This is a genomic window from Microbacterium phyllosphaerae (assembly GCF_050628115.1).
Lineage (GTDB): Bacteria > Actinomycetota > Actinomycetes > Actinomycetales > Microbacteriaceae > Microbacterium > Microbacterium phyllosphaerae_A.
On record NZ_CP192502.1, the window covers coordinates 3,091,676 to 3,106,507 of the forward strand.

Genomic DNA, 14,832 nt, shown 5'->3' on the forward strand with positions numbered 1-14,832 from the left:
CCCATCGCATCCACCCGGCCAATGACGTCCCCGGGTCATCTGAAGATCTGAGGACGGTACTGGTGTATTTTCAGCCTCCCTACGGCGCCTCCGGCGCTTACCCGCCGAAGCAGGGCATGTACAACCCGGCGTTCGAGAAGGACGCCTGCGGCCTGGCTATGGTCGCGACCCTGCGTGGCGAAGCAGGCCACGACATCATCGCGCTCGCGCTCGAAGCGCTGCGCAACCTCGAGCACCGCGGTGCGATCGGCTCCGACGCCGGCACCGGAGACGGTGCGGGCATCCTCACGCAGATGCCCGACGCGTTCCTGCGAGCGGTCACCGATTTCGAACTGCCCCCGGTCGGCGAGTACGCCGCGGGTCTGGCGTTCCTCCCGCGTGACTCCAGCGAACGCCGCCAGCAGAAGGCCGGCATCGAGAAGATCGCCCGCGCCGAGGGCCTGCGCGTCCTCGGATGGCGCGAGGTGCCCACGGTCAACGACAACCTCGGAAAGCTCGCCGACGAGGCACGCCCCGCCTTCGAGCAGCTCTTCGTGAGTGCGGGCGGCGCCACGCACTCACAGGCCCCGCTGACGGGCATCGCCCTCGACCGCGTCGCCTACCGTCTGCGCAAGCGCGCCGGGCACGAGCTCGGCGCCTACTTCGTATCGCTGTCGGCCCGCACCCTCGGGTACAAGGGCATGGTCACGACCTTGCAGCTCGAGCCGTTCTACCCCGACCTGCAGGACGAGCGCTTCATGTCCGAGCTCGCGGTGGTGCACTCGCGCTACTCGACGAACACCTTCCCGTCATGGCCGCTCGCTCAGCCGCTGCGCATGCTCGCACACAACGGCGAGATCAACACGGTCGGCGGCAACCGCAACTGGATGCGCGCACGTCAGTCGCAGCTCGAATCCGAGCTGCTCGGCGACGTCGCGCCCCTGCTGCCGATCTGCACCGACGGCGCGAGCGACTCGGCGTCCTTCGACGAGGTGCTCGAGCTGCTCACGCTCACGGGACGCAGCCTGCCGCACGCCATCATGATGATGGTTCCCGAAGCTTACGAGAAGCAGTCCGACATCTCGCCTGAGCTGCGCTCGTTCTACGAGTACCACTCGAACCAGATGGAGCCGTGGGACGGCCCCGCAGCCCTCATCTTCACCGACGGCACGGTCGTCGGTGCGACGCTCGACCGCAACGGCCTTCGCCCGGGCCGCTGGACCGAGACGACAGACGGACTGATCGTGATCGGCTCGGAGACCGGTGTGCTCACGTTCGAGCCCGAGCGCATCAAGCGCCGCGGGCGTCTGCAGCCCGGCAAGATGTTCCTGGTCGACACTGCGCAGAAGCGAATCATCGAAGACGAAGAGGTCAAGCACGACCTCGCCACGATGCACCCCTGGCAGGAGTGGCTGGATGCCGGATCGGTGCGTCTCGCCGATCTCCCCGAGCGTGAGCACATCGTGCACCCGCCGGCATCGATCACCCGTCGTCAGCGCACTTTCGGCTACACCGAAGAAGAGGTGCGGATCCTCCTCACCCCGATGGGGCAGACAGGAATGGAGCCGCTGGGCGCCATGGGATCGGACACCCCGATCGCCGTGCTCAGCAAGCGTCCGCGCCTGCTCTTCGACTACTTCACGCAGCAGTTCGCGCAGGTCACCAACCCGCCGCTCGACTCGATCCGCGAAGAGGTCGTCACCAGCCTGAAGCTCGGCCTCGGCCCCGAGAGCAACCTGCTCACCTGGGGTCCCGACCACACCCGCACGGTGTCGCTCGACTTCCCGGTGATCGACAACGACGAGCTGGCGAAGATCCGCCACATCGACAAGGCGATGCCCGATCGCTCCAGCGTGACGATCAAGGGCCTCTACCACTTCGACGCCGGGTCGAACACGCTCGAGAAGCGTCTGACCGAGATGTGCGACGAGGTCGACGAGGCCATCGAACAGGGTGCCGAGTTCATCATCCTGTCTGACCGCGACTCGAACAAGGATCTGACCCCGATCCCGTCGCTGCTCATGGTCTCCGCCGTGCACCACCACCTGATCCGTCGTGAGAACCGCATGAAGGTCGGTCTGATCGTCGAGGCCGGTGACGTCCGCGAGGTCCACCACGTCGCGACCCTGATCGGCTACGGTGCGTCGGCGGTGAACCCGTACCTCGCGATGGAGACGGTGGAGCATCTCGTGCGCACCGGCTACATCACGGGCATCAGCCCGGAGAAGGCCGTGCGCAACCTGATCTACGCGCTCGGCAAGGGCGTGCTGAAGATCATGTCGAAGATGGGCATCTCCACGGTCTCCTCGTACGCCGGGGCTCAGGTGTTCGAGGCCGTCGGTCTGAGCGAGGAGTTCATCGACCGCTACTTCACGCGCACCGAGTCGAAGCTCGGTGGCATCGGCATCCAAGAGATCTTCATCGAGAACCAGGCGCGTCACGACTACGCCTATCCCGAAGACGAGGCGGCTCGTGCCCACGAGCGTCTGTGGACCGGTGGCGAGTACCAGTGGCGTCGTGACGGCTCGCCGCACCTCTTCAACCCCGAGACCGTGTTCAAACTGCAGCACGCCACACGTGAGCGCCGCTTCGACATCTTCCGCGAGTACACCAAGCTCGTCGACGACCAGGCTGCCGAGCTCAAGACGCTGCGTGGACTGTTCACGCTGCGCACCGGGACCCGCAAGCCCGTGCCTCTCGACGAGGTCGAGCCGGTGTCCGCGATCGTCAAGCGCTTCTCCACGGGAGCCATGAGCTACGGCTCGATCTCCAAGGAGGCGCACGAGACCCTCGCGATCGCCATGAACCGGATCGGCGGCAAGTCGAACACCGGTGAAGGCGGCGAGGACACCGAACGACTGCTCGACCCCGAGCGTCGCAGCGCCATCAAGCAGGTCGCGTCCGGTCGCTTCGGCGTCACGAGCCTGTATCTCACCGAGGCCGACGACATCCAGATCAAGCTCGCCCAGGGCGCCAAGCCCGGCGAGGGCGGTCAGCTGCCCCCGCAGAAGGTGTACCCCTGGGTCGCCCGCACGCGTGGGGGAACGCCGGGTGTCGGTCTGATCTCGCCCCCTCCTCACCACGACATCTACTCGATCGAAGACCTCAAGCAGCTCATCTTCGACCTGAAGCGGGCGAACCCCGACGCGCGCATCCACACCAAGCTCGTCAGCCAGTCCGGCATCGGAGCGGTCTCCGCTGGTGTCGCCAAGGCTCTCAGCGACGTCATCCTCGTGTCCGGTCACGACGGAGGTACGGGCGCGAGCCCGATGAACTCCCTCAAGCACGCCGGAACCCCGTGGGAGCTCGGTCTCGCCGAGACGCAGCAGACGCTCATGCTCAACGGCATGCGCGACCGCGTGGTCGTGCAGGTCGACGGTCAGCTGAAGACGGGTCGCGACGTCATCATCGGCGCGCTGCTCGGCGCGGAGGAGTTCGGTTTCGCGACCGCGCCCCTCGTCGTCAGCGGCTGCATCATGATGCGCGTCTGCCACCTCGACACCTGCCCCGTGGGCGTCGCCACCCAGAACCCGGTTCTTCGTGAGCGCTTCACGGGTAAGCCGGAGTTCGTGGTGAACTTCATGGAGTTCATCGCCGAAGAGGTGCGCGAGCTGCTCGCAGAGCTCGGCTTCCGCTCGATCGACGAGATCGTCGGACGCGCAGAACTGATCGAGGCGAACGCCGCCCTGGAGCACTGGAAGGCCGAGGGTCTCGACCTGAGCCCGGTGCTCGAGGGACCGGCATTCCCGGCGAGCGAGCCGCGTCGCAGCCGCCGCACCCAGGACCACGAACTCGAGAAGCACTTCGACGTCCAGTTGATCGACATCGCGAAGCCCGCTCTTCTGAACGGTGAGCCCGTGGTCGTCGAGCTGCCGATAGCCAACACCGAACGTGCGGTCGGGACGATGCTGGGCCACCAGGTCACCTCTCGGCACGGAGCGGCAGGACTCCCCAGCGGAACGATTGACGTCACGCTGCACGGCACCGCCGGACAGTCGCTCGGCGCGTTCCTGCCTTCGGGCATCGTGCTCCGCCTCGAGGGCGACGCCAACGACTACGTCGGCAAGGGGCTCTCGGGCGGCGACATCACGATCCGTCCGGCGCGGGGCTCGGCCATCGAGCCGCACGAGAACGTGATCGCCGGCAACGTCATCGGCTACGGTGCGACGGCGGGAACCATGTTCCTGTCGGGCATCGTCGGCGAGCGGTTCCTCGTGAGGAACTCGGGAGCGACCGCAGTCGTCGAAGGCGTGGGAGATCACGCCCTCGAGTACATGACGGGCGGCGTCGCGGTGATCCTCGGATCGACGGGTCGCAACCTCGGCGCTGGCATGTCCGGGGGAGTGGCCTACATCCACTCGCTCGACACGGGCAAGGTGAACGCGCAGTCGCTCGGCAGCGGAGAGCTCAGGCTCGAGCCGCTCGACCGCGCCGATCTCGAGGTGCTGCGCAGCCTGATCGTCGCTCACGTGGAGAAGACGGCATCGCCGCTCGGATCCGACATCCTGGCGCGGTTCGATGAGACCGCCGGCCAGTTCACGAAGGTGCTTCCGCGGGACTACGCCGCAGTGCGCAGCATGCGCGAGGAAGCAGTGGCCGAGGGCATCGATCCCGACGGCGACATCGTCTGGAACCGTATCCTGGAGGTGACCGGTGGCTGACCCCAAAGGCTTTCTGAAGACCACGGAGCGTGAGCTCCCCAAGCGTCGCCCGGTGCCGGTGCGCATCATGGACTGGAAAGAGGTCTACGAGGCGGGCGATCAGGCGGTGCTCAAGCGCCAGGCCGGTCGCTGCATGGACTGCGGTGTGCCGTTCTGCCATCAGGGCTGCCCGCTCGGCAACCTGATCCCCGAGTGGAACGACCTGACCTGGCGCGGCGAGGGACGAGCGGCGATCGACCGTCTGCACGCCACGAACAACTTCCCGGAGTTCACCGGCCGTCTGTGCCCCGCCCCGTGCGAGAGCTCGTGCGTGCTCGGCATCAACCAGCCAGCGGTCACGATCAAGCAGATCGAGGTCTCGATCATCGACGAGGCCTTCGCCAAGGGCTGGGTCGAGCCGCAGCCTCCCGCTCGGCTGACCGGCAAGACGGTCGCCGTCGTAGGCTCCGGTCCCGCGGGTCTCGCCGCCGCACAGCAGCTGACCCGAGCCGGCCATACTGTGGCCGTCTTCGAGCGCGACGACCGCATCGGCGGGCTGCTGCGCTACGGCATCCCCGACTTCAAGATGGAGAAGGGGCAGCTCGAATCGCGCCTTCGCCAGATGCAGGAAGAGGGCACCCGCTTCCGGGCCGGAGTCGAGATCGGCAAGGACATCTCCTGGGCCGATCTCCGGGCGCGCTACGACGCGATCGTGATCGCCACCGGATCCACGGTTCCCCGCGACCTGTCCATCCCCGGTCGTGACCTCGACGGCGTGCACTTCGCGATGGAGTACCTCGTCGAGTCCAACCACGCGGTCGCCGGTGACAAGGTCCCCGAGCAGATCACGGCCGAGGGCAAGCATGTCATCGTCATCGGGGGCGGCGACACCGGTGCGGACTGCATCGGCACGGCTCACCGTCAGGGCGCGCTGAGCGTCACCAACCTCGCTATCGGCAAGCAGCCGGGCACCGAGCGTCCTGGGCACCAGCCCTGGCCGATGATGCCGACCCTGTTCGAGGTGGCGTCGGCTCATGAAGAGGGCGGCGAGCGCGTCTTCCTCGCCTCCACGGTCGAGTTCCTCTCGAACGACGTGGGCGAGGTGCGGGCTCTGCGCGTGGCCGAGACCGAGTTCGTCGACGGCCGTCGCGTGCCCAAGAGCGGCACCGAGCGCGAGATCCCCGCTGATCTCGTTCTCATCGCGATGGGCTTCACCGGACCCGAGCAGGACGGCTACACCGAGGACACGCTTCCGCAGCTGACCGACCGTGGCGCCTTCCGTCGCGACGACAGCTACGAGTCCACCGTTCCGGGTGTCTTCGTGGCCGGCGACGCGGGCCGTGGGCAGTCGCTCATCGTCTGGGCGATCGCCGAGGGCCGTGCAGCCGCCGCGAACGTCGACCGGTTCCTCATGGGAACCACCGTGCTGCCCGAGCCGGTGCGTCCGCATGAAGTCGCTATCGGCCTTCAGCCCGCGTAGGCTGAGCCGCGGCACCGTCGCCTGATTTCCATCCCCCACTACCCTGGAGCAATCTTTGAGACGCGCGAAAATCGTCGCCACCCTGGGCCCCGCCACATCCACGTATGAGACCGTACGTGCAATCATCGACGCCGGCGTGGACGTCGCCCGTCTGAACCTCAGCCACGGTGACTACTCCGTGCACGAGAACAACTACGCCAACGTGCGTCGGGCAGCGGACGACGCCGGCCGCGCTGTCGCCATCCTCGTCGACCTGCAGGGACCGAAGATCCGCCTCGGCAAGTTCGAGGCGGGCCCCTACGAGCTCGCCAAGGGCGACATCTTCAAGATCACGACCGAAGACATCATCGGCAACAAGGACATCTGCGGCACGACCTTCAAGGGCCTGCCCCAGGATGTCAAGCCGGGCGACTTCCTGCTGATCGACGACGGCAAGGTCCGCGTCGAGGTCGTCGAGACCGACGGTGTCACCGTCACCACGCGCGTCATCGTCGCCGGAGCCGTGTCCAACAACAAGGGCATCAACCTTCCCGGTGTCGCGGTCAACGTCCCCGCGCTGAGCGAGAAGGACGAGGACGACCTCCGCTGGGGTCTGCGCATCGGCGCCGACCTCATCGCCCTGTCGTTCGTCCGCAACGCGGAGGACGTCAGTCGCGTGCACGAGATCATGGCCGAAGAGGGCGTCAAGGTCCCTGTCATCGCCAAGGTCGAGAAGCCGCAGGCCGTCGACGCGCTCGAGGGGATCGTCGACGCGTTCGACGCGATCATGGTCGCCCGCGGTGACCTCGGCGTCGAGCTGCCGCTCGAGGCCGTTCCGATCGTGCAGAAGCGCGCCGTCGAGCTGGCGCGTCGCATGGCGAAGCCGGTCATCGTCGCGACGCAGATGCTCGAGTCGATGATCAACAGCCCCGTGCCCACACGTGCAGAGACCTCGGACGTCGCGAACGCGGTGCTCGACGGTGCCGATGCCGTGATGCTCTCGGGCGAGACCAGCGTGGGCGACTATCCGATCGTCGTCGTCGAGACGATGGCTCGCATCATCGAGTCGACCGAGGAGCATGGCCTGGAGCGCATCGCGCCCCTGACGACCAAGCCCCGCACGCAGGGTGGCGCGATCACCCTCGCAGCCCTCGAGGTCGCCGAGTTCGTCGAGGCGAAGTACCTCTGCGTCTTCACCCAGTCGGGCGATTCCGCTCGTCGTCTGTCGCGACTGCGCTCGCGCATCCCGATGATCGCGTTCACTCCCGAGCCGAACATCCGCCGCCGCATGGCACTGACCTGGGGCATCCAGTCGAAGCTCGTGGACATGGTCCAGCACACCGACCTGATGTACCTGCAGGTCGACGACTACCTGCTCTCGAGCGGTCTCGCCGTCGAGGGAGACAAGGTCGTCGTCATCTCCGGTTCCCCTCCTGGAATCGTGGGTTCCACCAATGACATCCGCGTGCACAAGGTCGGAGACGCCGTGAACGGCGCGGCTCCGATCTACAAGGAAGCCACGGTCTGACCGGATTTCGCAGCGAAGGGGCGGAACGATTGTTCCGCCCCTTCGTCGTACCCCGGGGCGGCGCCGCACCGACCATCGCCTCGGGCGTATCGTCGAGCGGGACGCACCCGCGTCGGCGAGAGTGGCAGGGGAGTGGATCATCTTTCTCGTGAAGAGGGCCGGCTGGTGGATCGCCGACTACGCGTACGCCGTCTACTGGCAGGTCCGGGCGGCGTTCGATCGACAGGATGCGAGTGCCTTCGCGAGCGGTGATGCTGCGCCGCTTCTCATCCTGCCGGGGGTCTATGAGACGTGGAGGTTCATGCAGCCGCTGATCACCGCGCTGCATGATCGCGGTCATCCCGTCCACGTCCTCGACGGCCTCGAACGCAATCAGCGGCCGGTGCACGACGCCGCCCGGGTAGTGGAGGAGTTCCTCGAGACGAACCGGATGACCGATGTGATCCTGGTCGCGCACAGCAAGGGCGGGCTCGCGGGCAAGCTCGCGATGGCCGGTGACTCCGGAGGCCGCATCCGTGCGATGCTCGCGGTATCGACGCCGTTCGGCGGATCCCGCTATGCGCGCCTCCTCCCGGTCCGCTCGCTGTGGGCGTTCTCGCCCTCGGACCCGTCGATCGTCGAGCTCGCGAAGCATCTCGAGGTGAACGAGCGGATCGTGTCGGTGTACGCCGCCTTCGACCCGCACATCCCCGAGGGGAGCGAGCTGGTCGGTGCACGCAAGAACGTACGCATCGACACCGGAGGGCACTTCCGGATCCTCGCGGACCCCCGCGTGCTCGCCGAGGTCGCCGCCCTCTCCGAGGGCTGATCCGTACTAGGGGCAGTCGCTCGTCGGAGCGGCACCCGAAGTCACGCCGGAGAGCCAGATCAGCATCTCGGGCAACGCCGCGTACGCGGCGAGACCGTGGTCGACGTGGGGATACCGATGGAAGCTGACATCGACCATCTGCGAGCAGAGGAGCGTCACGTAGTCCTCGGTCGCTGGCGGCCTCACGAGTTCGTCCGCCAGCCCCTGCCCCACGAACACGGGAACCGTGATGGGCGTGGATCCTGCGCTGTTCTCGGTGAGGAGCGTCTTCCAGGGTTCGGTCGTCGCCGGGTCGCTCCTCACATAGCCGCCGATGAGCGGGTCGGCTATGGCATGGATCTCCTTGTTCTCGGAGAGCAGGCAGAGCGCGGCCATGTCGGGGGTCGCGGAGGCACCTGCCGGTGTGAGGATCGACGCGAGGTCGTCAGTGGGGTACCTGTCCGCATACGCCGCCTCGTAGGCCGGAATCGCGTAGGAGGCGATCGTGACACCGGAGACGTCCACGATGTCGTCGCTCATCAGCTCGGTGAGGTCCGCGGCGGGAGCGGCGACGGCGACTCCGAGAAGGGTCAGCTCGGGAGCGTACTCTTCGGCGCGCTCGGCTGCGAACAGCACCGCCTGCCCGCCCTGCGAGTGTCCCCAGAGCACGAACTCATCGCCGATCCGCGCATCGTCGATCGCTCGTGCCGCGCGCACCGCATCGAGGACGCTGTTCGACTCGGGGATCCCGAGCAGATACGACGACGCCCCCTGCACCCCGAGCCCGGGGTAGTCGGAGGCGACCACGGCGTATCCCTCGAGGAGGAGCTCGTGAACGCCTTCGATCAGTTGGAAGGGATCGACGCTGAGCGACGGTGCACACTTCTGCGCGGCACCCGTCGTGGGGTGCCCCCACGAGACGACGGTCCGTCCCTGCGCGGGCGCAGGCGTATCGGGGATGATCACGACCGCAGAGACGGGGATGTCCGTTCCGGAGAGGTCGCGGGAGTGATAGATCATGCGCCAGGCGGTCGACCCGAGAGGAGCGCTGGCGATCGCCTCGACGCGGATGATCTCGCCGGGCTCGCCTGCAGGAAGCGGGTCCGGAACGGTGTAGAAGGCAGGATCGGTCTGCAGATCGGCCTCGCCCTCGACGTGTCTCCGGACGGCATCGACCGCGAAGACACCGCCGATCAGCGCGACGACCAGCAGCGCGACGAGGAACCCGCGGCGCCGAGCCCTGGTGCGATTCCAGATGTCGGCGGATCGGCGCGGATGCATGGGATCTGTCTAGCGCATCATTCCGGCGGGCGACAGATGCACGATCGGCGACCGGACGGCTACTCTGGTCGAGGTGCTGCCGTGGCCGACACGTCTTCGCCCCACCTATGGATGACGTGACCTTCGAACCCGACACGCGTGAGCGCCCCGACAGCGCCCGGATCACGATCGGCGCGCCCGGGAGCGGTCTCCCCGGCGCATCCGCTGATTCGGACCTCGCCCCTCTGCCGCCGATGAAGCCGGGGAGCATCGGCGTCCGCTACCGGCTCAAGCGCCGCTTCCGCTCCTGCGATGCGTTCGCGTGTGTGCCGACCTACCTCGCGCAGACGCGCGGCGACGACACCGTCCTCGGAGCGGACGGCGAGCGGATCCACGGGGGCCTCGCGTACGAACCGATGCTGGTGGACGGCACCACGGTCACGGCTTCCGACCAGAATCTCGACACGCTCATCCAGAGCCTGGTCCCCGTAGATGTGCTTCAGGCAGACAGTCCCGCAGCGGCGGAGCGCGAACTGCTCCGCGCGATGCGTCCTTCTCTGGATCAGTATCTGCTGATCGACGGAGAGATCTGGATCCGCGTCTCGTCCGCGCTGGGGGAGTGACCTCGGCGGCATCCGGCTCAGCGTGACCCGTCTGCGCCGTGCCCGGTTCGATCACACTGTGTGCCGGCGGTGGGACTCGAACCCACACGCCCTTTCGGACAAAGCATTTTGAGTGCTCCGCGTCTGCCATTCCGCCACGCCGGCTCGTGTATCGCGTCTTCGACTGTAGCGCAGAGCAGGCATGATCACGGGCGCGCGCCTCGCCCATCGGGACCTCGGAGACCGACTCCACTAGGATGGATACGTGACCGAGCAAGAACAGGCAGCTGAGCAGCCCACGTCATCCGCACCCCGACGCGTCGTCGTCGCCGAGGACGAGTCGCTGATCCGTCTCGACATCGTCGAGATCCTCCGCGACAACGGCTTCGATGTCGTCGGTGAGGCAGGAGACGGTGAGACCGCCGTCGCACTCGCGACCGAGCTGCGCCCCGACCTCGTCATCATGGATGTCAAGATGCCGCAGCTCGACGGCATCAGCGCTGCCGAGAAGCTGCACAAGGGCAACATCGCCCCGGTCGTGCTCCTCACGGCCTTCAGCCAGAAGGAGCTCGTCGAGCGCGCGAGCGAGGCCGGAGCACTGGCCTACGTCGTCAAGCCCTTCACGCCGAACGACCTGCTGCCGGCGATCGAGATCGCTCTGGCACGTCACGAGCAGATCATCACGCTCGAGGCCGAGGTCGCCGACATGGTCGAGCGATTCGAGACCCGCAAGCTCGTCGACCGGGCAAAGGGCCTGCTCAACGAGAAGATGGGCCTCTCGGAGCCTGAGGCGTTCCGCTGGATCCAGAAGGCGTCGATGGACCGCCGCCTCACGATGCAGGACGTCGCGAAGGCGATCATCGAGCAGCTCGCGCCGAAGAAGTAGGCTGTGCTTCCGCTCGACGCGGAGCACATTCTGCGCCCGGTCGCGATCGGTGACGGCGCTGCGCTCGCGCGAGCGTACTCCGCGAACCGTGAGCATCTCGCACCCTGGGAACCGCTCAGGGAGCCGGATTTCTTCACGCCGAAGTGGCAGGAGTTCCACGCCGAGCAGTGCGTGATCGAAGCCTCCGCCGGTCGCAATATCCGCTTCGTGATCGAGTCGTCAGACGGTGAGATCCGTGGCCGGATCAACCTCAACAACATCGTCCGCGGTGCGTTCTGGAATGCCGATCTGGGCTACTGGATCGACAGGACGCGACTTCGTCGTGGTCTCGCCTCCCGCGGCGTGCACCTCGTCGCGGCGTACGCCCGCGACGAGGTACGGCTGCACCGCCTGCAGGCGGCGACCCTGCTGCACAACGCCGGGTCGCAGCGTGTTCTCGCGGAGGTCGGCTTCGAGCGCATCGGCATCGCACCGCAGTACCTGAGGATCGCGGGGGAGTGGCAGGATCACCTGCTGTTCCAGCTGCTGTTGGATGAGCCGCTCAGTGCGCTTGCGGAGCGTCCTTGATCATGTTGGTGATGCGGATCGTCGAGCACCGGCGACCCTGATCGTCGGAGACGACGATCTCGTGCACCGTGATGCTCCGTCCCAGATGCACCGGCGTGCAGACTCCGGTCACCACTCCCGAGGTCGCCGAGCGCGTGTGCGTCGCGTTGATGTCGACGCCGACCGCGAGTCGGCCGGGGCCCGCGTGCAGGTTCGCGGCCATCGAGCCGAGCGACTCGCCGAGAACCACGTAGGCGCCGCCGTGCATGAGGCCGACGGGCTGCGTGTTGCCCTCGACCGGGAGCGTCGCGACGCAGCGCTCGGTGGTGAACTCGAGGAACTCCATGCCCATCTTCTGGGCGAGTGCGCCCATCCCACGGGCTGTCGCCCAGTCGAGTCCTGCGCTCGTCGCGGTCTCGGTCATGGATCCTCCTCAGCGGGTGTCTGTCGTCCTCGTTAGGCTGACAGGGTGACGGACTCCGCAAAGCCTACCCTCATGGTCGTCGATGGCCATTCGCTCGCCTACCGTGCCTTCTTCGCCCTCCCGGTCGAGAACTTCACGACCAAGGACAACCAGCACACGAACGCCATCTACGGCTTCCTGTCGATGCTGGTGAACCTCATCAAGGCCGAGCAGCCCACGCATATGGCGATCGCATTCGACACCTCGCGTCATTCTTTCCGCACCGACCAGTATCCCGAGTACAAGGCGACCCGGTCGGAGTCGCCCCAGGAGTTCCGCGGCCAGATCCCGCTGCTGCAGGACTGCCTCGCCGCGATGTCGATCCCGGTGCTCACGAAAGAGGGCTTCGAGGCCGACGACATCCTCGCCACCCTGTCGACCCAGGGTGCTGAGCAGGGATACGACGTCCTCGTCGTCTCCGGCGACCGGGACACGATCCAGCTCGTCACCGATGATGTGACCCTGCTCTACCCCTCGGTGCAGGGAGTCTCCCAGCTCAAGCGCTACGACCCGGTGACCGTGCAGGAGCGCTACGGAGTGCGTCCCGAGCAGTACCCCGACATCGCCGCCCTCGTGGGCGAGACCAGCGACAACCTGCCCGGTGTGCCCAAGGTCGGCGAGAAGACCGCCGTCAAGTGGCTCACGCAGTTCGGGTCCCTCGATGATCTGCTCGAGCGAGCCGAGGAGATCAAGGGCGTGGTGGGAGGAAACCTCCGCGACCACATCGAAGACGTACGGCGCAACCGTCGACTCAACCGACTGCTGACGGATGTCGAGCTGCCCGTCGCTCCCGACGACCTCGCGGTGGCGCCGATCGACGCTCAGGCAGTCCGCGACATCTTCGCCCGTCTCGAGTTCCGCACGCTCCTGCCACGCGTGTTCGAGGCCGTCGGAGCCGGCGATGTCGCGGACGATCCGGCCGCCGCAGTCGTACTGCCGGAGCCCGCTCAGATGACTGCTGCCGAGTTCGTCACCTGGGCCGATGCCCAGACAGGCGATGTCGCGGTGCGGATCCTGGTGCAGGGCGGGGTTCCCACGCGAGTGGGTGCCGCGACCGAGAAGGAGCTGCGCGAACTCGACTGGACCGACGACGCCCTCGAGGTGCTGCGCCCGTGGTTCGAGTCGACGAGCCCGAAGGTGCTTCACGACGCCAAGCCCCAGGTCAAGGCGCTGCTGCGACAGGGGGTCCGCGTGCACGGACTCGCGTACGACACCAGCCTCGCCGGCTGGCTGCTGCGCCCGAGCTTCCCCGACAAGACGCTCGGCGACCTCGTCGAGAGGTACCTCGGCGAGAAGCTCCCCGAGGCGGATCCGTCTCAGCTGGTCCCCGAGACCGAAGGCGCCACTCCCTCGCAGGAGGCCTGGTTCGCCCTGCGCGTGGCCACTGCGCTGCGCGAGGACATCCCCGAGTCGGTGGCCGCCGTCCTCACCGACATCGAGCTTCCCACGCTGCTGACTCTCGCCGACATGGAGGTGGCCGGCGTCGCCGTGTCGCACGAGGTGCTCTCCACGTTCTCAGGCGAGCTCGCCACGCGCGCCGAGGGGCTCGCGCAGGAGGCGTTCGGAATCGTGGGCCGCGAGTTCAACCTCGGCTCGCCGAAGCAGCTGCAGGAGGTGCTCTTCGACGACTTGCAGCTTCCGAAGACCCGCAAGACGAAGACGGGGTACTCGACAGATGCCGCGGTGCTGGCCGACCTGCAGGAGTCGCACCCCCATCCGTTCCTCGGGCTCCTGCTCCAGCACCGCGAGGCGACGAAGCTGCGGCAGATCATCGAGTCGCTCGACACGGCGATCGGCGCCGACGACCGAGTGCACACCACCTACGTGCAGACGGGCAGCCAGACCGGCCGGCTCTCGAGCACCGACCCGAACCTGCAGAACATCCCGGTGCGCACCGAGGAATCGCGCCGCATCCGCAGTGCATTCCAGGTCGGAGACGGCTACGAGTCCCTGCTCACGGCGGACTACTCCCAGATCGAGATGCGCATCATGGCGCACCTCTCTGGCGATGAGGGCCTGATCGAGGCATTCAACAGCGGTGAGGACCTGCACCGATTCGTCGGCGCTCGGGTGTTCGGAGTCGAGCCCGGCGATGTGACCGCGGCCATGCGCACCAAGGTCAAGGCGATGTCGTATGGCCTCGTATACGGCCTCTCGGCGTTCGGCCTGTCGAAGCAGCTCCGCATCGAGCAGTCCGAGGCGAAGCAGCTGATGGTCGAGTACTTCGCGCGATTCGGTGCGGTTCGCGACTATCTCCGTGCGTCGGTGATGAAGGCCAAGGAGGTCGGCTACACCGAGACGATCTTCGGACGCCGTCGCCCGTTCCCCGACCTCGCGAGCCCGAACCGCGTGCTGCGCGAGAACGCGGAACGTGCGGCGCTGAACGCACCGATCCAGGGAAGCGCCGCGGACATCATGAAGATCGCCCTTCTGCACATCCATGAGAATCTGCGCGCCGAGGGCCTCACGTCGCGCGCTCTTCTGCAGATCCACGACGAGCTCGTGGTCGAGGTGGCTCCGGGGGAGTGGGATGCGACCGAGCGGATCGTTCGCACGCGAATGGGCGACGCGGCCGATCTCACCGTGCCCCTCGACGTGCAGGTCGGACGTGGTCAGGACTGGAACGAGGCCGCACACTGACCGTCGGCGACGCACGCCAGACCGATGTCGTGCGCCGAGGGT

General features: G+C 67.1%; 10 protein-coding genes and 1 tRNA gene. 8 read left to right on the forward strand and 3 right to left on the reverse strand.

The window, feature by feature from the left end:
* Positions 1 to 116 precede the first annotated feature (116 nt).
* The 4 genes from gltB (at position 117) to ACQ4LY_RS14825 (ending at position 8,414) form a co-directional block, all read left to right on the forward strand.
* Entirely contained in the window at positions 117 to 4,640 is a 4,524-nt protein-coding gene (gene gltB, locus ACQ4LY_RS14810) for a glutamate synthase large subunit (RefSeq protein ID WP_431075692.1), read from the forward strand.
* Positions 4,633 to 6,099: a glutamate synthase subunit beta gene (locus ACQ4LY_RS14815; RefSeq protein WP_431072683.1), complete on the forward strand. Its 1,467-nt coding sequence runs from the start codon at positions 4,633 to 4,635 to the stop codon at positions 6,097 to 6,099. The genes gltB and ACQ4LY_RS14815 overlap by 8 nt, the downstream gene beginning before the upstream one ends.
* Positions 6,100 to 6,154: 55 nt before the next feature.
* Complete coding sequence (gene pyk / locus ACQ4LY_RS14820) at positions 6,155 to 7,606, forward strand: pyruvate kinase (RefSeq protein WP_431072685.1); 1,452 nt, start codon at positions 6,155 to 6,157, stop codon at positions 7,604 to 7,606.
* 148 nt (positions 7,607 to 7,754) lie between these two features.
* Positions 7,755 to 8,414, forward strand: coding sequence for an esterase/lipase family protein (locus ACQ4LY_RS14825; protein WP_431072687.1), 660 nt, complete (start codon positions 7,755 to 7,757; stop codon positions 8,412 to 8,414).
* 6 nt (positions 8,415 to 8,420) lie between these two features.
* Here ACQ4LY_RS14825 and ACQ4LY_RS14830 read toward each other — a convergent pair whose 3' ends face one another.
* A complete protein-coding gene (locus tag ACQ4LY_RS14830; RefSeq protein WP_431072689.1) occupies positions 8,421 to 9,674 on the reverse strand; it encodes an alpha/beta fold hydrolase in 1,254 nt (417 codons plus the stop codon).
* A gap of 116 nt (positions 9,675 to 9,790) precedes the next feature.
* Here ACQ4LY_RS14830 and ACQ4LY_RS14835 point away from each other — a divergent pair, with 116 nt between their 5' ends.
* On the forward strand, positions 9,791 to 10,276 hold the full coding sequence (locus ACQ4LY_RS14835) for a hypothetical protein (protein ID WP_431072691.1): 486 nt from the start codon (positions 9,791 to 9,793) through the stop codon (positions 10,274 to 10,276).
* 61 nt (positions 10,277 to 10,337) lie between these two features.
* Here ACQ4LY_RS14835 and ACQ4LY_RS14840 read toward each other — a convergent pair.
* Positions 10,338 to 10,420 (reverse strand) — tRNA-Leu (locus tag ACQ4LY_RS14840).
* Positions 10,421 to 10,520: 100 nt separating this feature from the next.
* On the opposite strand from ACQ4LY_RS14840, the gene ACQ4LY_RS14845 reads away from it, so the two are divergent.
* Entirely contained in the window at positions 10,521 to 11,141 is a 621-nt protein-coding gene (locus tag ACQ4LY_RS14845) for an ANTAR domain-containing response regulator (RefSeq protein ID WP_042536652.1), read from the forward strand.
* A gap of 3 nt (positions 11,142 to 11,144) precedes the next feature.
* The gene (locus ACQ4LY_RS14850) at positions 11,145 to 11,708 is read left to right on the forward strand and encodes a GNAT family N-acetyltransferase (RefSeq protein WP_431072694.1); all 564 of its coding nucleotides are present in this window, start codon (positions 11,145 to 11,147) and stop codon (positions 11,706 to 11,708) included.
* Here the strand turns inward: ACQ4LY_RS14850 and ACQ4LY_RS14855 are convergent.
* Entirely contained in the window at positions 11,683 to 12,111 is a 429-nt protein-coding gene (locus ACQ4LY_RS14855; protein ID WP_431072696.1) for a hotdog fold thioesterase, read from the reverse strand. The two genes, ACQ4LY_RS14850 and ACQ4LY_RS14855, sit on opposite strands and share 26 nt — an antisense overlap.
* A gap of 45 nt (positions 12,112 to 12,156) precedes the next feature.
* On the opposite strand from ACQ4LY_RS14855, the gene polA reads away from it, so the two are divergent.
* Positions 12,157 to 14,790, forward strand: coding sequence for a DNA polymerase I (polA, locus tag ACQ4LY_RS14860; RefSeq protein ID WP_431072698.1), 2,634 nt, complete (start codon positions 12,157 to 12,159; stop codon positions 14,788 to 14,790).
* The last annotated feature ends 42 nt before the right edge of the window (positions 14,791 to 14,832 follow it).

Excerpts from the sequence above, each read along its gene's own strand:
- ACQ4LY_RS14830 (WP_431072689.1), bottom strand. The coding sequence starts at position 9,674 with ATGCATCCGCGCCGATCCGCCGACATCTGGAATCGCACCAGGGCTCGG.
- gltB (WP_431075692.1), top strand. The coding sequence starts at position 117 with ATGTACAACCCGGCGTTCGAGAAGGACGCCTGCGGCCTGGCTATGGTC.
- ACQ4LY_RS14855 (WP_431072696.1), bottom strand. The coding sequence starts at position 12,111 with ATGACCGAGACCGCGACGAGCGCAGGACTCGACTGGGCGACAGCCCGT.